This is a genomic window from Delftia sp. UME58 (genome assembly GCF_014170385.1).
GTDB lineage: Bacteria > Pseudomonadota > Gammaproteobacteria > Burkholderiales > Burkholderiaceae_C > Comamonas > Comamonas acidovorans.
The window spans coordinates 82,401-105,336 of sequence record NZ_LZZV01000021.1; the positions used below are offsets into that span (position 1 = coordinate 82,401).

18 protein-coding genes are annotated in these 22,936 nt (G+C 67.8%); 6 read left to right on the plus strand and 12 right to left on the minus strand.

The features are described 5' to 3' along the window. Window positions 1-75: 75 nt before the first annotated feature. Window positions 76-843 (plus strand): 16S rRNA (adenine(1518)-N(6)/adenine(1519)-N(6))-dimethyltransferase RsmA, encoded by a 768-nt coding sequence (gene rsmA, locus A9976_RS09305; RefSeq protein ID WP_183018764.1) that lies wholly within the window; start codon window positions 76-78, stop codon window positions 841-843. 69 nt (window positions 844-912) lie between these two features. On the opposite strand, the gene A9976_RS09310 is transcribed toward rsmA, so the two are convergent. The 10 genes from A9976_RS09310 to A9976_RS09355 all read right to left on the minus strand — a co-directional run bounded on the left by A9976_RS09310 (window position 913) and on the right by A9976_RS09355 (window position 12,246). Further along, the gene (locus tag A9976_RS09310; RefSeq protein WP_013804792.1) at window positions 913-1,338 is read right to left on the minus strand and encodes a barstar family protein; all 426 of its coding nucleotides are present in this window, start codon (window positions 1,336-1,338) and stop codon (window positions 913-915) included. Window positions 1,339-1,487: 149 nt separating this feature from the next. Beyond that, complete coding sequence (locus tag A9976_RS09315; protein ID WP_183018765.1) at window positions 1,488-1,907, minus strand: ribonuclease domain-containing protein; 420 nt, start codon at window positions 1,905-1,907, stop codon at window positions 1,488-1,490. A 310-nt stretch (window positions 1,908-2,217) separates the two neighbouring features. Continuing rightward, window positions 2,218-4,527 carry an NADP-dependent malic enzyme gene (locus tag A9976_RS09320; RefSeq protein WP_183018766.1) on the minus strand — a complete coding sequence of 770 codons (2,310 nt, stop codon included), beginning with the start codon at window positions 4,525-4,527 and terminating at the stop codon, window positions 2,218-2,220. A 208-nt stretch (window positions 4,528-4,735) separates the two neighbouring features. Further along, on the minus strand, window positions 4,736-6,202 hold the full coding sequence (locus A9976_RS09325; RefSeq protein ID WP_183018767.1) for a M81 family metallopeptidase: 1,467 nt from the start codon (window positions 6,200-6,202) through the stop codon (window positions 4,736-4,738). Then, window positions 6,199-7,494 (minus strand): Zn-dependent hydrolase, encoded by a 1,296-nt coding sequence (locus A9976_RS09330; protein WP_183018768.1) that lies wholly within the window; start codon window positions 7,492-7,494, stop codon window positions 6,199-6,201. Before A9976_RS09330 ends, A9976_RS09325 begins: the two co-directional genes overlap by 4 nt. A gap of 32 nt (window positions 7,495-7,526) precedes the next feature. Next, window positions 7,527-8,237, minus strand: coding sequence for an ABC transporter ATP-binding protein (locus A9976_RS09335; protein ID WP_183018769.1), 711 nt, complete (start codon window positions 8,235-8,237; stop codon window positions 7,527-7,529). After that, window positions 8,234-9,013, minus strand: coding sequence for an ABC transporter ATP-binding protein (locus A9976_RS09340; protein ID WP_012207823.1), 780 nt, complete (start codon window positions 9,011-9,013; stop codon window positions 8,234-8,236). Before A9976_RS09340 ends, A9976_RS09335 begins: the two co-directional genes overlap by 4 nt. After that, entirely contained in the window at window positions 9,010-10,002 is a 993-nt protein-coding gene (locus A9976_RS09345) for a branched-chain amino acid ABC transporter permease (RefSeq protein WP_183018770.1), read from the minus strand. The genes A9976_RS09340 and A9976_RS09345 overlap by 4 nt, the downstream gene beginning before the upstream one ends. Before the next feature lie 5 nt (window positions 10,003-10,007). Next, a complete protein-coding gene (locus A9976_RS09350) occupies window positions 10,008-10,868 on the minus strand; it encodes a branched-chain amino acid ABC transporter permease (protein ID WP_012207821.1) in 861 nt (286 codons plus the stop codon). Between the two features lie 172 nt (window positions 10,869-11,040). Then, on the minus strand, window positions 11,041-12,246 hold the full coding sequence (locus A9976_RS09355) for an ABC transporter substrate-binding protein (RefSeq protein ID WP_183018771.1): 1,206 nt from the start codon (window positions 12,244-12,246) through the stop codon (window positions 11,041-11,043). Between the two features lie 244 nt (window positions 12,247-12,490). Between A9976_RS09355 and A9976_RS09360 the strand changes: the two genes are divergently transcribed. Further along, window positions 12,491-13,543, plus strand: a complete 1,053-nt coding sequence (locus A9976_RS09360) for a FadR/GntR family transcriptional regulator (RefSeq protein ID WP_183018772.1) — start codon at window positions 12,491-12,493, stop codon at window positions 13,541-13,543. Window positions 13,544-13,656: 113 nt separating this feature from the next. Continuing rightward, the gene (locus A9976_RS09365) at window positions 13,657-14,673 is read left to right on the plus strand and encodes a tripartite tricarboxylate transporter substrate binding protein (RefSeq protein WP_183018773.1); all 1,017 of its coding nucleotides are present in this window, start codon (window positions 13,657-13,659) and stop codon (window positions 14,671-14,673) included. A gap of 79 nt (window positions 14,674-14,752) precedes the next feature. Here A9976_RS09365 and A9976_RS09370 read toward each other — a convergent pair whose 3' ends face one another. Further along, a complete protein-coding gene (locus A9976_RS09370; RefSeq protein ID WP_183018774.1) occupies window positions 14,753-16,111 on the minus strand; it encodes an aspartate aminotransferase family protein in 1,359 nt (452 codons plus the stop codon). Window positions 16,112-16,356: 245 nt separating this feature from the next. Here A9976_RS09370 and A9976_RS09375 point away from each other — a divergent pair, with 245 nt between their 5' ends. Then, window positions 16,357-17,325: a LysR family transcriptional regulator gene (locus tag A9976_RS09375; protein WP_183018775.1), complete on the plus strand. Its 969-nt coding sequence runs from the start codon at window positions 16,357-16,359 to the stop codon at window positions 17,323-17,325. A 421-nt stretch (window positions 17,326-17,746) separates the two neighbouring features. On the opposite strand, the gene A9976_RS09380 is transcribed toward A9976_RS09375, so the two are convergent. Next, complete coding sequence (locus A9976_RS09380) at window positions 17,747-18,007, minus strand: DUF2061 domain-containing protein (RefSeq protein ID WP_183018776.1); 261 nt, start codon at window positions 18,005-18,007, stop codon at window positions 17,747-17,749. A 150-nt stretch (window positions 18,008-18,157) separates the two neighbouring features. Here A9976_RS09380 and A9976_RS09385 point away from each other — a divergent pair, with 150 nt between their 5' ends. Both A9976_RS09385 and A9976_RS09390 read left to right on the plus strand, forming a co-directional pair. Next, complete coding sequence (locus tag A9976_RS09385) at window positions 18,158-21,928, plus strand: PAS domain S-box protein (RefSeq protein ID WP_183018777.1); 3,771 nt, start codon at window positions 18,158-18,160, stop codon at window positions 21,926-21,928. Continuing rightward, complete coding sequence (locus tag A9976_RS09390; protein WP_012207812.1) at window positions 21,925-22,926, plus strand: HD-GYP domain-containing protein; 1,002 nt, start codon at window positions 21,925-21,927, stop codon at window positions 22,924-22,926. Before A9976_RS09385 ends, A9976_RS09390 begins: the two co-directional genes overlap by 4 nt. Window positions 22,927-22,936 lie beyond the last annotated feature (10 nt).

Here is a 22,936-nt window from a genome sequence, read left to right on the forward strand (position 1 = left end):
ACACCCCTCGAGCAGCTGCGGCTGCGGCAGTCCACAATGGAAGGCGGTGCCATGGCGCACCGCCTTGCTTTTTCTATGAAACACATTCCTCGCAAACGCTTCGGCCAGAACTTCCTGACCGATGACGGCATCATCGACGGCATCGTGCGCGCCATCGACCCCCGGCCGGGCCAGCCCATGGTCGAGATCGGGCCGGGCCTGATGGCCCTGACCCAGCCCCTGGTCGAACGCCTGGGCCGGCTCACCGTGATCGAGCTGGACCGCGACCTGGCCGTTCGCCTGCGCCTGCACGAGCAACTCGACGTGGTCGAGTCCGACGTGCTCAAGGTGGACTTCCGTGCCATTGCCGCGCGCCTGGGCGTGCCCAAGCTGCGCATTGCGGGCAACCTGCCCTACAACATCTCCAGCCCCATCCTCTTTCACCTGCTCGAACAGGTGGACGTGGTCGAGGACCAGCATTTCATGCTGCAAAAGGAAGTCATAGATCGCATGGTGGCCTCTCCGGCCACGGCCGCCTATGGGCGGCTGACGGTCATGCTGCAGTGGCGCTATGCGATGGAGAGCGTGCTGTACGTGCCGCCCGAGAGTTTCAATCCGCCGCCCAAGGTGGACAGCGCCGTCGTGCGCATGGTCCCGCGCGAGGCGCCGGCGACCCTGGATGCCAGGCTGCTGGAGGAGATGGTGCAGGTGGCCTTCAGCCAGCGGCGCAAGATCCTGCGCAACACGCTGGGGCGCTGGCTGGAAGCCAAGGGCTTTGACGGGGAATTCGACCTGCAGCGCCGCGCCGAGGAGGTGCCGGTGTCCGAATACGAGGCACTCGCCGCCCGGTTCACGCGCGCCTAGGCACAGGGGCCCAGCGGCCTGCAGCGCCTGCAAGCGCCCATGGGGCGCTGTGCAATCAATGTCCTGCCCTTACAGGAACGAGTAGAAGCAGCGGAACGGAATCTTGCGCTCGGCCCAGTATTCGGCCGCGTCGCGGAAGCTGTCCAGCAGCTGCTCGCGCACTTCCTTGTCGAACTTGGGCGTGGTCGGGATCTGGTCGAGCACGAGCACAAAGCCCGGCTGCGGGCCGGCCTTGTGGATGGGGTCGGTCAGGCAGTCGTAGAGCGCGTCGAAGTTCTTGCCGAAATGCGCGGGAAAGAAGAACTGCGTGGCCAGCAGCTCCAGGATGTCGGCCTTGGTCTGCGCATGGGCCAGGTTGGCATACAGAAAATGGCACCCCAGCGTCTCGGCCGCCTGTTGCAGATCCTCCACCCTGTAGGCGCGGATCGACTGCACGATGTTGGCGCGCACGTTCCGCAAAGGGGTGTCCGGGATCTTACGAAGTGGTGCATCCATCTCCGTGGCTCTTTCTCTAACGTGGATGTGGCCTGCGGGGACGGGCTCATGGCCTTCGGCATCCCTTGGCTGTGGATGAAATGCAGACCCCTGCCAGCGCACTGCGTCGGACACGGAGGGTCGAACTGGCTGTAGAGACTGGGTCGAGGTCATTCGATGATCTTGCGAAAGCTGCTGTAGTGGTCGCTGGTGTAGTAGCAGGCATCGGGCCGCTGGGGCTCTCCGCCGCAGACGATGCGGCGGGCTCCACGATCACGCGAACCGGGCGTGCGCACCGTGTACTCACGGTAATAGCCGCGCGACTGGCGCGGCAGGATGCGCTCGCGGTTGCCGAACACCGTGCCGTCCTTGTCGTGGGCAAAAGGCCCGCCGCGCAGGATCAGCGTATACGTGGAACGGCCTTCGCGCGGCAACTCGGACAGGGCGACGGTGGCCACGGCCGCCGTCGCTTCCACGCTCTCGGGCGCCGAGCGGCGCGCATCAGCGAGCGAGGGCGACAGCACAAAGGCGGCCCCGACGATGAGCGCTAGACCGGACTGGTACGCCTTGGCGGCGGCTGCCTTCAGCATCAACTACACCTTTCAGAAATCCAGGGAAGCCCTGAAATCTCGACCCGCTAGTGTGACGGAACACCCCTCAAAATGCAAGTTCTGCCCAAAAAACAGGCAGCTTGACCAAGGAAATGTCTGGGGATTGAACAGTGAGCAGGCAACTCTGCGCCTGAGTTGCCTTCTATTCAATGCAAATGCCGCCCGTTGCCAAAAAAAGCGCGCGCGGCCAAAACGAGGGACACCCAGCAAGGGCCGCCCCGCAGCGAGGGTGTCGTCCCCCTCCCGCGAAGCGAGAGAGGGGGAAGCGGCGAAGCCGCTCAGGGGGTGCTTACCGATTAGCGTTAGCGTCCGCCACCGTCAGCGCCGTCATGTTGACGATGCGGCGCACCGTCGTGCTCGGCGTGAGGATGTGCACGGGACGGGCGGCGCCCAGCAGCACGGGGCCGATGGCGATGCCGCCGCCAGCGGCCTGCTTGAGCAGGTTGTAGCTGATGTTGGCCGCGTCGATGTTGGGCATGACCAGCAGGTTGGCGTTGCCCAGCAGCGTGCTGTTGGGCATGAGCTGGGCGCGGGCCTTGCCGTCCAGGGCCACGTCGCCGTGCATCTCGCCGTCCACCTCCAGCCACGGGGCCTGCTCACGCAGCAGCTCCAGGGTCTGGCGCATCTTGACGGCGCTGGGCTGGTTGCTGGAGCCGTAGTTGGAGTGCGACAGCAGGGCGGCCTTGGGCTTGACGCCGAAGCGCATCATTTCCTCGGCGGCCATGATGGTGATCTCGGCCAGCTGCTCGGCCGTGGGGTCGTAGTTGACGTGGGTGTCCACCAGGAAGACCTGACGATCGGGCAGCAGCAGGCCGTTCATGCAGGCATAGGTCTGCACGCCGGCGCGGCGGCCGATCACCTGGTCCACGTACTGCAGGTGGTGCGATGTCTGGCCCCAGGTGCCGGTGATCAGGCCATCGACTTCGCCCTTGTGCAGCAGCATGGAGCCGATCAGGGTCAGGCGGCGGCGCATCTCGATCCTGGCGATGGGCACGGTGATGCCCTTGCGCTCGGTCATGCGGTGGTAGGTCTGCCAGAAGTCGCGGTAGCGCTCGTCGTGCTCGACGTTGACCACGTCGTAGTCCACGCCTTCCTTCAGGCGCAGGCCGAACTTCTCGATGCGCTGGGCAATGATGGCCGGGCGGCCGATCAGCGTGGGGCGCGCAATGCGCTCGTCCACCACGATCTGCGTGGCGCGCAGGATGCGCTCTTCCTCGCCCTCGGCGTAGGCCACGCGCTTCTTGGCGGCCTTCTTGGCCGCGGCGAACAGCGGCTTCATCATGGTGCCCGAGGCGTAGACGAAGGTCTGCAGGTGGGCGCGGTAGGCATCCATGTCCTGGATCGGGCGCTGGGCCACGCCGCACTCGGCGGCGGCCTGGGCCACGGCCGATGCGATCTTCATCATCAGGCGCGGATCGAAGGGCTTGGGGATCAGGTACTCAGGGCCGAAAGTCAGTTGCTCGCCCACGTAGGCGGCCGCCACTTCCTCGCTCTGCTCGGCCTGGGCCAGCTCGGCGATGGCGTGGACGGTGGCGATTTCCATCTCGGTGGTGATGGTGGTCGCGCCGCAGTCCAGCGCACCACGGAAGATGTACGGGAAGCACAGGACGTTGTTGACCTGGTTGGGGTAGTCCGAGCGGCCCGTGGCGATGATGGCGTCGCTGCGCACGGCCTTGACGTCTTCGGGAACGATTTCGGGGTTGGGGTTGGCCAGCGCGAAGATCACCGGGCGCGCGGCCATCTTGACCACCATTTCCTGCTTGAGCACGCCGCCAGCGGACAGGCCCAGGAAGACGTCGGCGCCTTCGATGACCTGGCCCAGCGTGCGCAGCTCGGTGGCGCGCGCGAACTGGGCCTTGTCCTCGTCCATCAGCTCGGTACGGCCCTCGTAGACCACGCCGGCCAGGTCGGTGACGAACACGTTCTCGCGGCGCAGGCCGACCTTGAGCAGCAGGTTCAGGCAGGCCAGGGCGGCAGCGCCCGCGCCCGAGGCCACGAGACGGACCTCCTCGATCTTCTTGCCCGCGACCTTGAGCGCGTTGACCATGGCCGCTGCCACGGTGATGGCCGTGCCGTGCTGGTCATCGTGGAAGACGGGGATCTTCAGGCGGCGGCGCAGTTCGCGCTCCACGAAGAAGCACTCGGGTGCCTTGATGTCTTCCAGGTTGATGGCGCCGAAGGTGGGCTCCAGCGCGGCGATCACATCGACCAGCTTTTGCGGGTCCTTCTCGTTGATCTCGATGTCGAAGACGTCCACGCCCGCGAACTTCTTGAACAGGACGGCCTTGCCTTCCATCACCGGCTTGGAGGCCAGCGCGCCGATGTCGCCCAGGCCCAGCACGGCCGTGCCGTTGGAGATCACGGCCACCAGGTTGCCGCGCGCCGTGTACTTGAAGGCGGCGGCCGGGTCCTTGACGATCTCTTCGCAGGGCGCTGCCACGCCGGGCGAGTAGGCCAGGGCCAGGTCATGCTGGTTGGCCATGGGCTTGGTCGGCACGATGGTCAGCTTGCCGGGCTTGGGAAACTCGTGGTATTCGAGTGCGGCACGGCGCAGCTGGGCACGTTTATCGGAAGGGGTCGGGGCCGTGTTGTCGGACATCAAGCGTCTCCAGCGAAGGCATGGCCAACGCACGCGCGGTACAGCCCGCGTGCCGTCGGCCGAGGTAGGGGGGAACCGATTGTAGGCCGACAGGCAATAGTCGGGCCCTGCTGTGAAACTGTTGTGATGCCTGGTTGCCCAATGCCCCGCAGCGGCGGCGGTCTTTGCTTGCGCGCCGCTGCAAAGCCGGGCAATCACATGGCGTCCGTCAGATGGCGTCCAGCGGAAACACCGGGCGGCTGACCCGGGCGAACGGAAAGCGCGAATAGTCCGAGGTGGTCACGCCGGGGCTGTCGCACTCGACCAGGCCGGCAGACAGCGGCACGAAGACGGGTCGGCAGTACATGCGCGACTTGAGCAGCACGAAGCGAAAGCGCGTCGGGTCCATGCCCACGCAGTGGAACACGCCCAGGTCCCAGGGCTCGTGCGTCTGCTCGGTGATCACGATCTGCGCTGCGCCCGTGTCCAGGCAGACCGTGCGGCCCATCTGGCAGCGCTGGCCCGTGTAGATGGGGCCGCTGACCGTGTAGGCGCCGTCGCTGACGGCGCGCACCGTGCCGCGCAGCCGCAGCGGCTGCTTGTGCAGGCCGATGCGCTCCAGCGATACCTTGTTGCCCAGCGCGATCTCCACCTCGGCGCCTTCGCCCGCCGCCGTGAGCGAGGCAACCGCTTCGGGGTCGCACAGCGGGCCCACGGCAATGCCTGACAGGCCCAGCTCCAGCGCGGTCTGCAGCACATCCATGGTGTCGCAGGTGCCGCCCGACATGCAGTTGTCCCCATGGTCGAGCAGCAGCACGGGGCGGTCGGCGCCTTCGGCCAGGGCCTGGGCGCGGCGCAGCGAATCGGCCAGCGGCTCGCTGCGGTAGACGTAGTCGGCGCGCCGCTGCCAGATCCGGGCGGCCAGCGCGTCCACGCTCGCCTGGGTGGCCGCGCGCTCGTCGGTCCTGCAGGTGGCGACCACGCTCACGCAGGGCGCGGCGATGTCGGCCAGCGAGAAGCCGCCGAACACCGAGACCGCCGGCAGGCCCTCCGCTTCCAGGGCGCGCGCGGCGTTCACGGCGTCCAGCATGGGGCCGTCCAGCGTGGTGCTGCGCAGCGTGTGGCTCATCAGCGGCAGGCGGTGCCAGCACACGGCGTAGCGCGCGCGGCCGGCCAGCATGTCCAGCAGCAGGCGGCCCGCGTGTTCGCCGGTCTCGTACATGTCGATGTGCGGATAGGTCTTGAAGCCGACCATCACGTCGGCATTGCCCACCATTTTTTCGGTGATGTTGCCGTGCAGGTCCAGCGCCACGCCGATGGGCACGCCGGGTGCGGCGGCGCGCACGCGTTCGAGTAGGTCGCCTTCGCCGTCGGCGCTGTTCTCGGCCACCATGGCGCCGTGCAGGTCCAGCAAGATGGCATCGCAGCCCGGTGCGGCCGCCACGATGCGGCGCGTGAGTTCGTCATAGGCGGCCGCATGCACGGGGCCGCTGGGGTTGGCCGTGGCCGACACGGGCGTGACCAGGGTGGCGCCCGTCGCCTCGGCCAGGTCGATGAAGGCGGCCATGGCCGTGCGCATCCCCTTGTTGGCGGCATGGGCCGCCTCGCCATAGGTGGGCGCAAACGCCGCCATGGGCGTGGGCACGGGCGAGAAGGTATTGGTCTCGTGGTTGAGCCGGGCGATCAGGATCTTCATGCCGGCACCCCGCTGTCCGCTGGCTGCACCACGCCCGCCGCCGCCAGCATGGCGCGCAGCAGCACGTTGCAGCCGGCCTCCAGGTGGGCGGGCTCGGCATCCTCGATCTCGTTGTGGCTGATGCCGTCGGCGCAGGGCACGAAGATCATGGCCGCAGGCGCCACGCGCGCCAGGTAGACGGCATCGTGGCCCGCGCCGCTGACCACGTCCATGGCGCTGTAGCCCAGGTCGGCCGCATTGGCGCGTACGGCCTCCACCAGATGCGGCGTGAACGGCTGGGGCGGGAAGTAGACCACCTGCTCCACGTCGATGGACACGCCGCGCGTGGCCGCAATGCGCTCGCAGGCCGCGCGCATTGCGGCGTCCATGTCCAGCAACTGGCCGTCGTCCGGCGCGCGCAGGTCCACGCTGAGCGTGACGCTGCCCGGGATCACGTTGCGCGAGTTGGGAAACACCTGCAGCGACCCCACGGTGCCGCGTGCGTGCGGCAGGCGTTCCATGGCAATGCGGTTGACCTCGGCCACGAGGTCGCTGGCGGCCAGCAGGGCGTCGCGGCGCAGCTCCATGGGCGTGGGGCCGGCATGGGCCTCCATGCCCTGCACGCTGACGTCGTACCAGCGCTGGCCCAGCGCGGCGCTGACCACGCCGATCACGCGCTCATGGTTTTCCAGCACCGGGCCTTGCTCGATGTGGGCTTCGAAATACGCGCCCACCGCAGGCGCCGGGCCGGCCGGCCCGGCATAGCCGATGGCGCGCAGCGCCTCGTCCACGCTCACGCCCTGGGCATCGCGCTGGGCCAGCGCATGCTCCAGCGTGAAGGCATTGACGAACACGCCCGAGCCCATCATCACGGGCACGAAGCGCGAGCCTTCCTCGTTGGTCCACACGGCCACCTCCACCGGGGCGCGCGTGCGCACGCCGCCATCGTTGAGCGTGCGCAGCACCTCCAGCCCGGCCAGCACGCCGTAGTTGCCGTCGAACTTGCCGCCCGTGGGCTGGGTGTCGATGTGGCTGCCCGTCATCACGGGCGGCAGCGCATCGTCCAGGCCCGCGCGCCGCGCGAAGATGTTGCCGATGGCATCGACGCGGATGCTGCAGCCGGTCTCGCGCGCCCACTGCACGAAGAGATCGCGCCCCTGGCGGTCCAGGTCCGTCAGCGCCAGGCGGCACACGCCGCCCTTGGGTGTGGCGCCTATGCGCGCCAGGTCCATCAGCGATTGCCACAGGCGGGCGCCGTCGGTGCGCAGCCCGGCCGCAACGGCGGTGGCTGCAAGAGGGGTACTGAGATCCATGAATGACTCCTGGGAATGCGAAAAGCGGTGGATCAGACGATCCCTACACCGAGATACCGGTCCTTGATGGCGTCATCGGCCAGGAAAGCGGCATTGCCTGCCTCGTGCGCAATCGCACCCTGTTCGATGATGTAGTGGCGGTCGGCCAGCTGGGTGCAGACCTCCAGGTTCTGCTCCACCAGCAAGATCGCCACGCCCGCGGCCTTGATGGTCTTGAGCTGGGCCACGATCTCCTCCACGATCACGGGCGCCAGGCCCTCGACGGGCTCGTCCAGCATGAGCAGCCGCGGCGCGTTCATCAGGGCGCGGCCTATGGCCAGCATCTGCTGCTCGCCACCCGACAGCTGGCCGCCGCCGTTGCCGCGCCGCTCCTTGAGGCGCGGGAAGATGCGATAGATGTCGGCCAGTTGCCAGGGCGAGCGTTTGCGCTGGCCCAGCAGCAGGTTCTCCTCCACCGTGAGCAGCTTGAAGATGCCGCGGTGCTCTGGCACCAGGCAGATGCCGCGCTGGGCCACCTGGTGCGTGGCCAGCCGGTGCACGGGTTCACCGCCGAAGCGGATCTGCCCCTGCGAGGGCTGCATCACCCCCGCGATGGACTTGAGCGTGGTGGTCTTGCCCGCGCCGTTGCGGCCCAGCAGCGTGACCAGTTCGCCGTCCTGCACCTGCAGCGACACGCCCTGCAGCACATGGCTCTTGCCGTAGTGGGCGTGTATGCCCTCGACCGAAAGCAGGGGACCGCTCATGCCTTTCCTCCCGTGATCATGTTGCCCAGGTAGGCGCTGCGCACGCGCTCGTCGGCGCGGATTTCGTGGGGCAGTCCTTCGGCCAGCACGCGGCCTTGCTGCATGACGGTGATGGTGTCGGAGATGTCCATGACGATGTTCATGTTGTGCTCGATGAGGACCACGGTGTGCTCGTCCCTGAGGCCCTGGATCAGGCGCTTCATCTCGTCCAGATCGTCGATGCCCATGCCCGAGGTCGGCTCGTCCAGGAAGATGGCCTTGGGCCGCGCGGCCAGGGCCATGCCCACCTCCAGCCGCCGCTGCTGGCCATGCGAGAGGTTGCCGGCCGGCGTGTCCGCGTGGCGCTCCAGGCCCAGGCGCGAGAGCACGCTGGCCACGGTATCGGCCAGGGCGCGAGCACCCACGGGCGCGTTCCAGCAGTCCAGCGCCCTGGCGGGCGCCACGCCCTGGGCGGCCAGGCGCAGGTTCTCGCGCACGGGCAGGGTCAGGAACAGGCTGGTGACCTGGAAGGACCGTGCCATGCCACGGCGCACGCGTCGGTGGTCGGGCTCGCGCGTCACGTCGTGGCCGTCGAACACGATGCGCCCGCCGCTCACGCTCTTGGTGCCCGTGAGCATGTGGAACAGCGTGGTCTTGCCCGCGCCGTTGGGGCCGATCACCGAGTGCACGGTGTGGGCGCGGACCTTGAGGTCCACGCCGCCCAGGGCGACGAACTTGTCGTAGCGTTTCTCGACGCCCACGGCTTCGAGCAGGATGGGAGATGCTGCGGCGCTCATGCCTGGCCTCCTTTGGTTCCTGCAGCGGCCGCCTCGGCATCTGCCGGCCCTTTGCGGCGCACCAGGGCCCACAGGCTCTCGCCCAGGCCCCACAGGCCGCGCTGCAGGCCCAGGCTCACGATCATCAGCACCACGCCCAGCAGCAGCAGCCAGCGCGGCCACAGGGTGGACAGCCAGTCGCCCAGCAGCACATAGAAGGCCGCGCCCAACACCGAGGCCAGCAGGTTGCCCGTGCCGCCGATCACGGTCATCACCAGGATCATTTCGCTGGTGTGGTACTCGGCGTTGGACAGCGGGGCGATGCCCGTCATCATGGCGTGCAGCGCGCCGGCCAGGCCCGTCACGGCGCCCGAGATCACGAAGGCCTGCAGCTTGAGCAGCCTCAGGTCGTAGCCCACGGCGGCGGCGCGTTCCTCGTTGTCACGCACGGCCAGCAGGGTGCGGCCGAACATGGAGTCGCAGACGCGGCGCAGCAGCCAGAACACCACCAGAAAGAGCACGGCCACAAAGCCGTAGTACTGCCAGGGCGTGGCCAGCGGCCACAGCGTCTGGCCGGCCACCGCGAGGGCGGGGCGGGGCACATCGAGCAGGCCGTTGTCGCCGCCGGTGATGCCCGTGGCCGAGTAGGCCAGAAAATAGAACATCTGCGCAAACGCCAGGGTGAGCATCACGAAGTAGGTGCCGCGCTGGCGTATGGCCACCCAGCCGACGATGGCCGCGCCCACGGCCCCCATGGCCGTGGCGGCCAGCAGGGCCAGCGGCATGGGCAGGGGCCAGCGCGTCAGCAGCAGGGCGATGGTGTAGCTGCCCAGGCCGAAGAAGATGCCCTGCCCGAAGGACAGCAGCCCCGTGTAGCCCAGCAGCAGATTGCAGCCCATGGCCGCGAGGCCGAAGATCAGCACCTCGCTGGCCAGCGAGCCCGACTGCATGCACAGCGGCATGGCGACCACGATGGCCAGCGCGAGAAGGATATGGGAATGCCTGGTCATGGTCTTCATCCTTTGCGGCCCAGCAGGCCATGGGGTCGCAACAGCAGCACCGCGGCCATGGCCACGTAGATCATCAGGCGCGCGCCCTCGGGCCACAGCGTGCTCATCACGCTTTGCACGATGCCGATCAGCAGGCCGCCGACCAGGGCGCCGCCGAAGCTGCCCAGACCGCCCACGACCACGATCACGAAGGCCACGCCCAGCGCCTCCACGCCCATGAAGGGCTCGGCGCCGCGTATGGGCGCGGCCAGCACGCCGGCCAGCGCCGCCGTGGCCGCGCCCAGCGCGAACACCAGGCTGAAGATGCGCAGCACGTTCACGCCCAGCAGGGACACCATCTCGGTCGATTCGCTGCCTGCGCGCACCGCGCTGCCCAGCCGCGTGCCCTCCAGCAGCCACCACAGCAGCACGGCCAGCACGGCCGTGAAGCCGATCACGAACAGCCGGTACTTGGGATAGACGAAGCTGCCCCACATCACCACGCCCTGCAGCAGATCGGGCACGGCCACGCTGTCGCCCAGCGGGCCCCATTGCACGATCACCAGCTCCTGCACCACCAGGGCCAGGCCCACGGTGACGATGATGTGGAACTCATGCGCCTTGGCATACACATGGCGCAGCATGAGCTTTTCCACCAGCCAGCCCAGCGCGCCCACGGCCAGCGGCACCACGACCAGGGACAGCCAGAAGCTCATGCCCCAGCGCGTCATCTGGTAGCAGAAATAGGCGCCCAGCAGGTAGAAGGCGCCATGCGCGAAATTCACGAAACGCAGCAGGCCGAAAACGATGGACAGGCCCACGGCCAACAGGAAATACAGCATGCCTATGCCGATCCCGTTGATGGTCTGAAGCAGATAGATGCTCATACAGGGTCCGAAACGATGGACGAAGGAGGCGCAGTGGCGGCCTTGATGCGCGGTTCGCCATGAAACTGGCGAGGCCCAGGCGAGGGGCACCGAGCAAGGGCCGCCCCGCTGCGAGGGTGCCGTCCCCCCCGCGACGCGAGAGGGGGAAGCGGCGTAGCCGCTCAGGGGGCTTTCAAGCCAATTTGCAGCCGGTCTGGTCTACGGGCAGGAAGGACTTGCCCGAACTCACCACATCCACGTAGTCGTCCTTGTTCTTCATCTTGGACTTGGCCTTGCCCTTGAGCAGGTAGTAGCTCTTGAGCACCTGGTGGTCGGCCTTGCGCACTTCTTCCTCGCCCGTCAGGCCCTGGTACTTCATGCCTTCCAGCGCGGCGACCACGGCCTTGGGGTCGGCCGTGCCGGCCTTGATGATGGCGTCGATCATCAGCTTGGTGCAGATGTAGTGGCCGGCCAGGCTGTAGTTGGGATTGGCCTTGAACTTGTCGTTGCAGAGCTGCACCAGATCGCGGTTGAGCGGCGTGTCCACCGTGTGCCAGTACTGGGCGCCGAAGTACACGCCGTCGCACAGGTCGGCGCCCAGCGACTCGAACTGCTCCAGCCCCGAGGCCCAGGCGATCAGGATGGTCATGTTCTTGTTCATGCCGAAGCTGATGGCCTGGCGCAGCGTGTCCGAGGACTGGGCGCCGAAGTTCAGCAGCAGCAGCACGTCGGGCTTGGCGGCCACGGCGTTGGTCAGGTAGCCGCTGAACTCCTTTTCGGTCAGCGAGTGGTAGCTGTTGCCCACATGCTCGATGCCCTTTTCCTTGAAGATGTTCTTGGCCGCCGTCAGCAGGCCGTCGCCGAACACGTACTGCGGCGTGATGGTGTACCAGCGCTTGGCCTTGGGCAGGGATTCGACCAGCGGGCGCACGGTCTGCTCGATGGCGCCGAAGGTGGGCGCCGACCAGCGGAAGGTGGCGCTGTTGCAGTCCTTGCCCGTGATCTCGTCGGCGCCTGCGGTGGTGATGAAGATGCCGCCGGTCTTCTCGGCCTCCTTGCCCATGGCCAGCGCCTCCGACGACAGGATGCCGCCTGCGAAGAAGCGCGTGCCCTGCTGCTGCGAAGACTCCTGCAGCTTGCGCACGGCCGTGGCGGGCTTGCCCTCGGTGTCCAGCACGGTATAGGCCAGCGGCCGGCCCAGCGCCTTGCCGTACTGCTCGATGGCCAGCTTCATGCCCAGGTCCGCATACTTTCCGTTGGCCGCGAAGGCGCCCGACATGGGCACGGGGCAGGCGAACTGGATGCTGTCCTTGGACTGCGCCCAGACGCTGCGGCCCAGGCCCAGCGATGCGGGCAATGCGCCCAGTGCCGAGAGTTGCAGGAGGTGACGACGTTGCATGGGATCTCCGTGGTGGGGACTGAAGGCGCGGCGGCCCGGGTACGCTTTTCAGAGCAAGTTGCATGCCAGTCGGAATGGGTGCGTGCAGGCTCCTTGATTCATATTTATAGTGATAAATAGAAGAAATAGGGCGCGTGCTAACCCTAGGCGGGCACGGCCACGCGCCATGGCGGTGCATACTGCACCAAACCCGCATGCAGACTGGGCGCGGACACGATCCGGTGCCCTTCCGGAGAACACAGCAATGGATACACCCAAGTCGCCCTCCCTGGCAATCCGGCAGCTCAAGCGCCCGGATCTCGTGGCCCAGGAGATCAAGCGCCTGATCACCGAAAAGAACCTCAGCCCCGGCGACCGCCTGCCGCGCGAAAGCGAGCTGCAGGCACAGTTCCAGGTCAGCAAGGGCACGATCCGCGAGGCCCTCAAATCGCTGGAAGTGCAGGGGCTGATCACCATCTCCACCGGCCCTTCGGGCGGTGGCACGGTCGTCGAGGTGCCGCTGGACCGCACGCTGCAGTTCATGCAGAACTACCTGTTCTTCCAGGAGGTGACCATCGACGACATCTACACGGTGCGCCAGATGCTGGAGCCCGAGCTGGCGGCAGGCGCCGTGCCCCATCTGACCGAGGCGGATTTCGATGCGCTGGAGCACAGCATCGCCTGCTGCGACCCCACGCAAAGCAGCGAGGACCTGGTGAGCCAGCGGCGCGAGGACGTGAACTTCCACGACATCCTTGCAGCAGCCAATCCCAACCCCTTCCTGCGCTTCACCTGCGAGCTCATCAACGAGATGATTCGCCAGCTCATCGTCTTCGCCAACCGCACGCCCCAGTCCGAGCACCGGCGCTTCGGCGAGGCCAATGCCCGGATCCACCGCGACATCGTGCAGGCCGCACGCGAACGGGATGCCGTGAAGGTGCATGCGCTGATGCAGCAGCACATGCGGGATGCGGCCAGCAGCGTCAAGCGCATGAAGGGCCGCATCCAGGGGCGGCTCATCCTCGATGCCGACAGCCTGCGCAGCCCGCGTCCGCAACGCGCCGTGCAGCCGGTGGAAAAGCCTGCGATGGCAGTGCCGAGGACTGCACCAAAAAAGGCAGCAGGGACGACACCCAGAACGGCAGCAAAGACGGCGCCAAAAACAACGGCAAGGCCGGCCGCAAAGACCACCGCAAAAGCCGTCGCAAAGACCAATGCAAAGCCCACTGCAAAGGCGGCTCCGAAGGCACCTCCGAAGGCGCTGCCCAAGCCACCCTCCGTGCGTGCCGCCGCCGCACGCAAGCGCGCGGCCTCCTGAACTGTCCCGCGCCGGTCATTGCCGCCCCGCGCCACGCGTTTCGCGCCGCCCGCTGCTGGTATGCTGCCGCGCGCTCGGCCTTCACGCATTCCACCCCCTCACGAGACAACAGCATGAGACAAACCCCTTTCGCATCCTCCCGCACCCCTGCCCTGTGGCGCGCCCTGGCCGGCGGCCTGGCGCTGGCGGCCACGCTGGCGGCGCCCCTCGCCCAGGCCCAGGGCGCAGGCAGCTATCCGTCCAAGACCATCCGCCTGGTCGTGCCCTTTGCGCCTGGCGGCTCCACCGACATCCTGGGCCGCCTGCTGGCGCAAAAGATGGGCGAGAGCATGCACACCACGGTGGTGGTGGACAACAAGCCCGGCGCCAACGGCACCATCGGCTGCGACCTGGTGGCCAAGGCGCCGGCCGACGGCTACACCGTGGTGCTGGGCGATGTGGGCTGCATGGCCATGGCCAAGGGCCTGTACACCAAGCTGCCCTATGACCCGCTGCGCGACTTCGCGCCCATCAGCCTGGTGGCACGCAGCCCGCTGGTGCTCACCGTGGGCGCGCAAAGCCCGTTCCACTCGCTCAAGGAGTTGACGGCGGCGGCCCAGGCCCAGCCCGGCAAGCTCAACTACCCCTCGTCGGGCACGGGCGGCCCCAACCACCTGGGCGCCGAGCTGTATGCCATGCAGGCCAAGGTCAAGATCGGCCACGTGCCCTACAAGGGCAGTGCGCCTTCCGTGGTGTCGCTGGCAGCCGGTGAGACCGACTTCGGCTTTCTCACGGCCGTGACGATTGCCGCGCAGCTCAAGGCCGGCAAGGTGCGTGCCCTGGCCGTGGCCCACAACGAGCGTCTGCAGTCCATGCCCGACGTGCCCACCATGTCCGAGGCCGGCCTCAAGGACTTCACGGCCGATGCCTGGTTCCTCGCGGCCGTGCCCGCAGGCACGCCCAAGCCCATCGTGGACAGGCTCTACGCCGAGATCGCCAAGGCCCTGCCCGCGCCCGAGGTCAAGGAAAAGCTGGACGCCATGGGCGTGCTGCCCTCGGGCCTCAAGCCCGATGCCTCGGCCCAGTTCCTGCGCGTGGAAGTGGACAAGTGGCGCGATGTGATCAAGAACGCGGGCATCACGCTGGACTGATTTCGCAGCCTTGCCGTTGCCATGTAAAAAGCCCCTGCGGCCTCACGGCCCAGGGGCTTTTCTCATATGCCGGAGATGCTCAGTGCGTTTCCGTCAGGGCATCGCCCAGGGCGCTGACCAGCCGCTCGATCTCGGCCTTCTCGCTGATGAAGGGCGGCGCGATCTGGATGGTGTCGCCGCCGTAGCGCACGTAAAAGCCCTTGTCCCAGCACTTCATGGCGATCTCGTAGGGACGGCGGGCCGGCTCGCCGGGCAGCGACTCGATGGTGAAGCCCGCAGCCAGGCCGAAGTTGCGGATGTCGGCCACATGCTTTGCTCCCTTGAGGCTGTGCACGGCCTGCTCGAAGAACGGGGCCAGTGCGCGCACGCGGCCCGGGCCGTCCTCGCGCTGCAGCAGGTCCAGCGCGGCCACGCCCGCCGCGCAGGCGATGGGGTGGGCCGAGTAGGTATAGCCGTGCGGGAACTCCAGCATGTACTCGGGGCCGCCCGCTGCCATGAAGGTGTCGTAGATCTCCTTGCTGGCCACCACGGCGCCCAGGGGCTGGGCGCCATTGGTCACCTGCTTGGCGATGTTCATGATGTCGGGCGTGACGCCGAAGGCCTCGGCCCCGGTCATGGCGCCGCAGCGGCCGAAGCCCGTGATGACCTCGTCGAAGATCAGCAGGATGTTGTTCTGCGTGCAGATCTCGCGCAGGCGCTGCAAATAGCCGGCCGGCGGAATCACCACACCGGCCGAGCCCGAGAAGGGCTCGACGATGACGGCTGCGATGTTGCTGGCGTCATGCAGGGCGATCAGGTCCAGCAGCCTGTCGGCCAGCGCGCGGCCATCGGTGGCAGGCATGCCTTTGTGGAAGGACCCCAGCGCCGGCTGCGTGTGCGGCAGGTGGTCGGCCTCCACGCCCTGGCCGAAGGTCTTGCGATTGCCCACCATGCCGCCGACCGAGATGCCGCCGAAGTTCACGCCGTGGTAGCCCTTCTCGCGCCCGATCAGCCGGGTCTTGCCGCCCTGGCCCTTGGCGCGCCAGTAGGCGCGTGCCATCTTCAGCGCCGTGTCGGCCGCCTCCGAGCCCGAGCCCGTGAAGAACACATGGTCCAGGCCTGCAGGCGTCAGCTCCTTGATCTTGTTGGCCAGCGCGAACGAGGCCGGGTGGCCGAACTGGAAGGCCGGCGCATAGTCCAGCTGCTGGGCCGCGCGGCCGATGGCTTCGGCGATCTCGCGGCGGCCATGGCCCAGGCCCGAGCACCACAGGCCCGACAGGCCGTCGAAGATCTTGCGGCCGTCGGCATCGGTGTAGTAGGCGCCCTGGGCGCCGGTGATCATGCGCGGGCGCGCCTTGAACTCGCGGTTGCCGGTGAAGGGCATCCAGTGGGCGTCAAGCCAGGCGGCATCGGTGCGCGTGGCGGCTGCAGCGCCTTGTTCGGTGGGAACCAGGGTCATGGTGATCTCCTCGGGCCGGGAAAGAAAAAAAGGAACCGGCCCATTGTGATCGTGCCTTTTGATTTCTCGAAGTGCGTGATATCGAGGTTCACTTGCGGATTCCTGCAAGTGAGCAAGGGCTTGCCGATCCGGGCCCCGAGAGAGCGCATTGTGGGAATCCATGGCCGGCGCCGCCATGGTGCTCGCCTATAGTGGCTCCCCAGTAGTGGTGGCCAGTTCCGGCGGGCACCGGGAGGCGAAGGGCGATGGCGGATTTTTCGATGGACAGCACCCCGGGCCGCCCGGCTCGGGACGGGCGCGCACGGGCCGCGCTGGGCCAGCTGGGCGACATGGACCTGCGCCTGCTGCGCGTGTTCAAGGCCGTGGTCGAGTGCGGCGGCATGTCGGCTGCCGAGCTGGAGCTGAACATCGGCAGCTCCACGCTGAGTCGCCATATGAAGGACCTGGAGGAGCGCCTGGGCCTGACGCTGTGCCGGCGCGGGCGCGCGGGTTTCGCTCTCACGCCCGAAGGCCACCGCATCTACGAGGCCACCTTGCAACTGCTCGGTGGCGTGGAAGGCTTCCTGGGCCAGGTGGATGACATCCATGGCCGGCTGGCCGGCACGCTGGACGTGGCGCTGTTCGACAAGACCGTGGGCAACCCGCAGTCGCGCATTCCCGAGGCGATCGGCGTTTTGCACGACCAGGCGCCGCAGCTGCATCTGCGCCTGCATGTGGCCTCCATCCAGGCCATCGAGCGCGGGCTGATGGAGGGGCGCTGGCAGGTAGGCGTGCTGCCATCGGCACCCAGTTCGCGTGCGCTGGACAGCGCCCGGCTGTTTGGCGAGCGCATGCAGCTGTACTGCGCCCCCGGCCATCCGCTGCATGGCGCCGACCATGGCGCGCTGGACTGGGGCAGCCTGGGTGCGCATGCCTTCGCAGGCCTGGGCTACCAGTCACCCAACATGGCGCTCAGCCACCAGGCCGGCCTGCAGCGCCAGGCCACGGGGTTCGATCAGGAGGCCATTGCCATGCTGGTGCGATCGGGCCGCTACCTGGGCTTTCTGCCCGATCACTATGCACAGGCCATGCAGGACCAGGGCCTGCTGCAGGCCGTGGCACCGCAACGCTTTTTCTATCTGTGCGATTTCTTCGCCGTCTGGCGCAATGCCGTGGCGCCTGGGCGTGCGGCCCGGGTATTCATTGACGCCCTGCTGGCCGTGCACCATGGATGAACGGGTTCATCACAGACTTGAAAAGAGGAAATCCACAGGTTTGAACTCAGGATGTGCACAGGATTTCGCACAGTTTGCACACAGGTTTTTGCAGCGTACGCGCTTGACAATGTTTGGCATTGTGGCCGGGGCCAGGGCTTCAGTCCGCCCCCATTGCGCCGAAATGCATGCATGGATTCCGTGTCGGCCCTGGGCCGCACGAGCAGCGCCTTGATACCAACGATTTCGCATTTCCCGGGTTCTTGCCACCATGCGCCGCCATATCCACTTCTCTTGCCGCCACGGCGGGGCCGGGTTTCAGCCCATGCCGCCATCGACCATCCTGGCCAGGGTCTCGGCCAGCCACTTCCCGAATGAGTCTGCGCCAAGCGGCTGCATGGGTGTCGGTATGGGCATGGTCATCTCCGTACTCCCGGCAGGTTCAGGCTGCAGCCGTGGGCGGCGCCATCACGGCGGCGGCATCGGTACGGCGACGCAGGCCCCGTTCCCAGAGCTTTTCATGGAAGAAGAAGGCCACGGCCTGGACGGTGGGCTCCAGCAGGCTGAGCGTCAGCGCGGCCCAGAGGTTGCGGGTCACGGCATAGGCCACGGCCGCCGCCACGGTGACGTGGATGACGTAGTAGCTGGCGGTTTTCATCAGCGTGTGGCGATGGTGGTGCAAGGTCTGGCGGATGCGGGTCATGGGGCTTTCCTCGGGGCTTTTCTCGTGATGAGACTCCATGCTAGGCGTGATTAATAGCCAAGGCCAATCGAAAATGATTATCAAATACATGAAGACTATCGATGGCGGACAGGCAGGTGCCGTGGCCCTGTGCCATTCAGGGGGGGCGCCATGAATTGGGACGAGATCTTCGTGCTCGGGTGGGCACCCCATCCGCAGTGGTTCCAGTGGCTGCATCCGGGCCTGGTGGCGCTGTCGGTGGTGGTGGCCGTGGCCACGTCGATGATGGCCATGCAGATCGCGGGGCTGGCGCGCAATGCCGCCTCGCCCCGGATACGCCGCACCGGCGTGCTGACCGGCGCCTTCTGCCTGGGCGCGGGCATCTGGGCCATGCACTTCATCGGCATGCTCGCCTTTGTGCCCTGCACCTTCGGCGACTACGACCCCTGGATCACCGCGCTGTCCATGCTGCCCAGCATGCTGGCGTCCTGGCTGGCGCTGGCGCTGATGGTGCGGCCCCGGCTGTCCGTCCAGGCGCTGGTCGGCGGCGGCGTGCTCATGGGGCTGGGCATTGGCTCCATGCACTACATCGGCATGGCGGCGGCCCAGACCTGGAGCCTGATGCTCTACGACCCCTGGGGCGTGTTGCTGTCGGTGATCGTGGCCGCCACCATGGCCATGCTGTCGCTGTGGGTGCGCTTTCGGCTGGGCAACACGGGCCGCCTGTGGCCCACCCTGGTGGCCGGCACGGTCATGGGCCTGGCCATCTCCTGCATGCACTATGCAGGCCTGTACGCACTGCGCCTCAAGCCCGGGATCGATGCGCTGGCGCAGCAGGAGGCGCCCACGCATGCGCTGCTGGTGTTCTCCATCGTGGGCGTGGTGGTGCTGATCTTCGGCCTGGTGCTGGCGGTCAACATGACGCTGCGCTACCGCCAGATCTACCGGCAGGTCCAGCGCAGCGAGTCGCGCCTGCGCGCCGTGGTGGATACGGCCGTGGACGGCATCGTGATGATCGACGGGAGCGGCAGCATCGTCTCGTTCAACGGCGCGGCCGAGCGGCTGCTGGGCTGGACGGCGCAGGAGGTGCTGGGCCGCAGCGCCAGCCTGCTCATGCCTGCGTCGGGCTGCGATGGCGGGGGCGGTTCGCTGGAAAAGCAGCTGGCCGCGGGCTTTGCAGGCCTGCTCGGCTCCAGCCGCGATGTCCACGCCCTGCACAAGGACGGCACGCAGATCGCCGTGCGCCTGGCCGTGGGCCGGGTGGCGATTGCGGGCGATCCGCTGTTCGTGGGCTTTGTGACCGACATCCGCGAGCGCCGCCAGATGCTGCAGTCGCTGCGCCGCAGCGAGGAGCAGTACCGCACCCTGATCAACAACGTGCCGGGCACCACCTTCCGCTGCCTGTACGACGGCAAGTGGACGCCGCTGCTGCTCAGCCGCTCCATCAAGGAGCTGACCGGCTGGACGGAGCAGGACTTCACGGACGGACTCACGGGCTGGGACCGGCTCATCCATGCCGAGGACCGCGACCGGCTGGAGACTGCGGTCTCGCATTCGCTGTCACGGCGCCAGACCTACAACGCCGACTACCGCCTGCTGCACCGCGACGGCAGCACCCGCTGGGTGTCCGAGACCGGGCGCGGCGTCTTCAACGAGCACGACGAGCTGACCTGGATCGACGGCGTGATCATGGACCAGACGGCGGCGCGCGCGCGCAATGCCGAGTTCGAGGGCACGGTGCGCGCCATCGACCTGTCGCTGGCCACCATCGAGTACGACCTGCTGGGCCATGTGCTGCGTGCCAACCGCAATTTCCTGGACCTGTTCGGCTACCGGCTCGACGAGGTCGCGGGCCGCCACCACGGCATGTTCTGCGAGCCCGGCTATGCCCACACGCCCGAGCATGTGCAGTTCTGGCGCCGCCTGGCCGAGGGCGAGTTCCAGGCCGGCGAGTTCCTGCGCTGCGGGCGCGAGGGGCGGCGCATCTGGGTGCAGGCCACCTACAACCCCATACGCGACGCCGACGGCCGGCCCTACAAGATCGTCAAGCTGCTCACCGACATCAGCGCCCAGCGCAAGCTGGCCCAGGAGCTGGTGCTGGCCAAGGAGCATGCCGAGGCGGCCGCCGCCGCGCGCAGCACCTTCCTGGCCAACATGAGCCACGAAATCCGCACGCCCATGAACGCCATCATCGGCTTCACCGAGGCGCTGCGCGAGACCGCCCTGCAGCCCACGCAGGCGCGCTACCTGGACACGGTGCACTACGCGGCGCGCTCCATGCTGCGACTGCTCAACGACATCCTGGACACGGCCAAGCTCGACAAGGGCGCGGTGGAGCTGGAGATCGAGGATTTTTCGGTGCGCGAGCTGTGCCAGCAAATCCTGGCGTCGCTGCGCATCACGGCCGACCGCAAGGGCCTGGACCTGCGCCTGGACTACGACCCGCACACGCCGGCGGCCCTGCGCGGCGACGGCATGCGCGTGCAGCAGATCCTGGTGAACCTGCTGGGCAATGCCGTGAAGTTCACCGAGCGCGGCCATGTGCTGCTGCGCGTGCGCTACGAGCAGGGCGTGCTGCAGCTCGATGTGCATGACACGGGCATCGGCATCGCGCCCGAGAAGATCCACCGCATCTTCGACCCCTTCGCCCAGGCCGATGCCTCTACCACGCGGCGCTTTGGCGGCACGGGCCTGGGCACGACCATATCGCGCCAGCTGGCCGAGCTCATGGGCGGCAGCATCCAGCTGCACAGCACGGTGGGCGTGGGCACGGTGTTCGAGGTGCGCCTGCCCTTGCCGGTGGGCGAGAGCCCGCTGTCCGAGCGCGGCGCCGTCAGCCGCGGCCTGCCGCCGCTGCACATCCTGGCCGTGGACGATGTGCCCGAGAACCTGGAGCTGCTGCAGATCAACTTCTCCAGCCAGAACCACCAGATGGTGCTGGCCCACGACGGCGCCGAGGCGCTGCGCTGCGTGCAGGCGCAGGAGCCGCCCTTCGACGTGGTACTGATGGACCTGCAGATGCCGGGCATGGACGGCCTGGCGGCGGCGCGTGCCATCCGTGTCTGGGAGCGGCAGCTGCAGCGCCGGCCCGTGCCCATCGTCGCGCTGTCGGCCAGCGTGCTGGAGAAGGACCGCAGCGACGCCAGCGCCGCCGGCATGGACGGCTTTGCCTCCAAGCCGCTGGACATGGCGCGGCTGCAGGCCGAGATCGCGCGGCTGCTGTCGCTGCAGGTGGCGCTCAAGGAGGCCAGGCCGCCTGCGCCCGCCAGTGCCCAGGCGGGGCTGCCCGATGTCACGGTGGACTGGGCCTCGGGCATTGCGCTGTGGGGCCGGGTCGATCCGCTGGTGGCCGCCATACGGCGCTTTCTGAACGAGCAGCTTGACCTGGCCGATCGCCTGCGCCGCGCCCTGCAGCGCCCGGGGACCGAGGCCCTGGTGGGCCTGGCGCACCGCGTGCGCGGCGCGGCAGGCAACCTGGGGCTGCAGGCCGTATACCGCCTGGCATCGCGCCTGGAAGGCCATGCGCAGGATGGCGCCGCGCAGCCGCAGCTGCTTGCCCTCATCGACCAGTTGCAGCAGGCTTTGGATGCGGTGGCGCAGGAGCTGCGCCAGCGCCATCCGGCCGCCATGCCGGTGGCCGAGGTCGCGGGCCAGACGCTGCCCGGCGGCATGGCACCGGTGCCGCCCGTGGCCGATGCCGGGCCACAGGGCGGCGCGTCCTGCCTGCCGGCCGATGCCCGGCCCTGGCTGGAGCGCATCGTTGCCGCATTGCAAAGCGGGGAGCTGGACGGGCAGGCCATGCAGGCCCTGGTGCGCATGCTGACGGCCGATCAGCTGCAACCACTGCAGCAGGCACTGGATAATTTCGACTTCGAGCGTGCGCAGGAATGCGCCCAGCAGCTGCAGCAGCAACTGCCCTCGATCGATGGAGACAGAGCATGAATGCGCCCAATCTACTGGCAACGGACAAGCGCCCGCGCCTGCTGCTGGTCGATGACGACCCGACCAACCTGCATGTGCTGCGCCAGATCCTGGGCGAGGACTACCGGCTCTCGTTCGCCACGGACGGACGCAAGGCACTGCAGCTGGCACAGCACCAGCCGGACCTGATCCTGCTGGACATCATGATGCCCGAGCTGGACGGCTACGCCGTGTGCCGCCAGCTCAAGGCACAGGCCGACACCGCCCGCATCCCGGTGATCTTCATCACGGCCCTGTCGGACGGGCAGGACGAGGCGCTGGGCTTTGCCTCGGGCGCGGTGGACTACATCGTCAAGCCCGTGCGTGCTCCCGTGGTGCGCGCGCGGGTGCGCAACCACCTGTCGCTGGTCAAGCTCGACGAGCTGCGCAGCACGCGGCTGCAGATCGTGCAGCGCCTGGGCCGCGCGGCCGAGTACCGCGACAACGAAACCGGCATGCACGTGATCCGCATGAGCCACTACGCAAAGACGTTGGCGCTGGCGGCCGGCTGCACCGACGAATGGGCGGACGACCTGCTCAACGCCGCGCCCATGCACGACGTGGGCAAGATCGGCATCCCCGACGCCATCCTGCTCAAGAACGGCCCGCTGACGGCCGAGGAGTGGACGGTCATGCGCCGCCATCCGCAGATCGGCGCCGAGATCATCGGCGAGCACGACTCCCAGGTGCTGCAGATGGCCTACAGCATCGCGCTGACCCACCATGAAAAGTGGGACGGCACGGGCTACCCGCAGGGCCTGGCGGGCGAGGACATCCCGCTGGCCTCGCGCATCGTGGCCGTGGCCGACGTGTTCGACGCGCTCACCACGGAGCGCCCCTACAAGCACGCCTGGACCGTGGACGACGCCATGGAGCACATAGAGCAGCAGGCCGGCGCCCACTTCGACCCGCGCCTGGTGCCGCTGTTCATCGGCCTGCGCCCGCAGCTGGAAGACATACGCGAGCGCTGGAAGGATTGACTGCACCGGC

Excerpts from the sequence above, each read along its gene's own strand:
- A9976_RS09390 (WP_012207812.1), top strand. The coding sequence starts at position 21,925 with ATGAATGCGCCCAATCTACTGGCAACGGACAAGCGCCCGCGCCTGCTG.
- A9976_RS09355 (WP_183018771.1), bottom strand. The coding sequence starts at position 12,246 with ATGCAACGTCGTCACCTCCTGCAACTCTCGGCACTGGGCGCATTGCCC.
- A9976_RS09340 (WP_012207823.1), bottom strand. The coding sequence starts at position 9,013 with ATGAGCGCCGCAGCATCTCCCATCCTGCTCGAAGCCGTGGGCGTCGAG.
- A9976_RS09345 (WP_183018770.1), bottom strand. The coding sequence starts at position 10,002 with ATGACCAGGCATTCCCATATCCTTCTCGCGCTGGCCATCGTGGTCGCC.
- A9976_RS09365 (WP_183018773.1), top strand. The coding sequence starts at position 13,657 with ATGAGACAAACCCCTTTCGCATCCTCCCGCACCCCTGCCCTGTGGCGC.
- A9976_RS09310 (WP_013804792.1), bottom strand. The coding sequence starts at position 1,338 with ATGGATGCACCACTTCGTAAGATCCCGGACACCCCTTTGCGGAACGTG.
- A9976_RS09335 (WP_183018769.1), bottom strand. The coding sequence starts at position 8,237 with ATGAGCGGTCCCCTGCTTTCGGTCGAGGGCATACACGCCCACTACGGC.
- rsmA (WP_183018764.1), top strand. The coding sequence starts at position 76 with ATGAAACACATTCCTCGCAAACGCTTCGGCCAGAACTTCCTGACCGAT.
- A9976_RS09325 (WP_183018767.1), bottom strand. The coding sequence starts at position 6,202 with ATGAAGATCCTGATCGCCCGGCTCAACCACGAGACCAATACCTTCTCG.
- A9976_RS09330 (WP_183018768.1), bottom strand. The coding sequence starts at position 7,494 with ATGGATCTCAGTACCCCTCTTGCAGCCACCGCCGTTGCGGCCGGGCTG.
- A9976_RS09315 (WP_183018765.1), bottom strand. The coding sequence starts at position 1,907 with ATGCTGAAGGCAGCCGCCGCCAAGGCGTACCAGTCCGGTCTAGCGCTC.
- A9976_RS09360 (WP_183018772.1), top strand. The coding sequence starts at position 12,491 with ATGGATACACCCAAGTCGCCCTCCCTGGCAATCCGGCAGCTCAAGCGC.
- A9976_RS09350 (WP_012207821.1), bottom strand. The coding sequence starts at position 10,868 with ATGAGCATCTATCTGCTTCAGACCATCAACGGGATCGGCATAGGCATG.
- A9976_RS09385 (WP_183018777.1), top strand. The coding sequence starts at position 18,158 with ATGAATTGGGACGAGATCTTCGTGCTCGGGTGGGCACCCCATCCGCAG.
- A9976_RS09370 (WP_183018774.1), bottom strand. The coding sequence starts at position 16,111 with ATGACCCTGGTTCCCACCGAACAAGGCGCTGCAGCCGCCACGCGCACC.
- A9976_RS09380 (WP_183018776.1), bottom strand. The coding sequence starts at position 18,007 with ATGACCCGCATCCGCCAGACCTTGCACCACCATCGCCACACGCTGATG.
- A9976_RS09320 (WP_183018766.1), bottom strand. The coding sequence starts at position 4,527 with ATGTCCGACAACACGGCCCCGACCCCTTCCGATAAACGTGCCCAGCTG.
- A9976_RS09375 (WP_183018775.1), top strand. The coding sequence starts at position 16,357 with ATGGCGGATTTTTCGATGGACAGCACCCCGGGCCGCCCGGCTCGGGAC.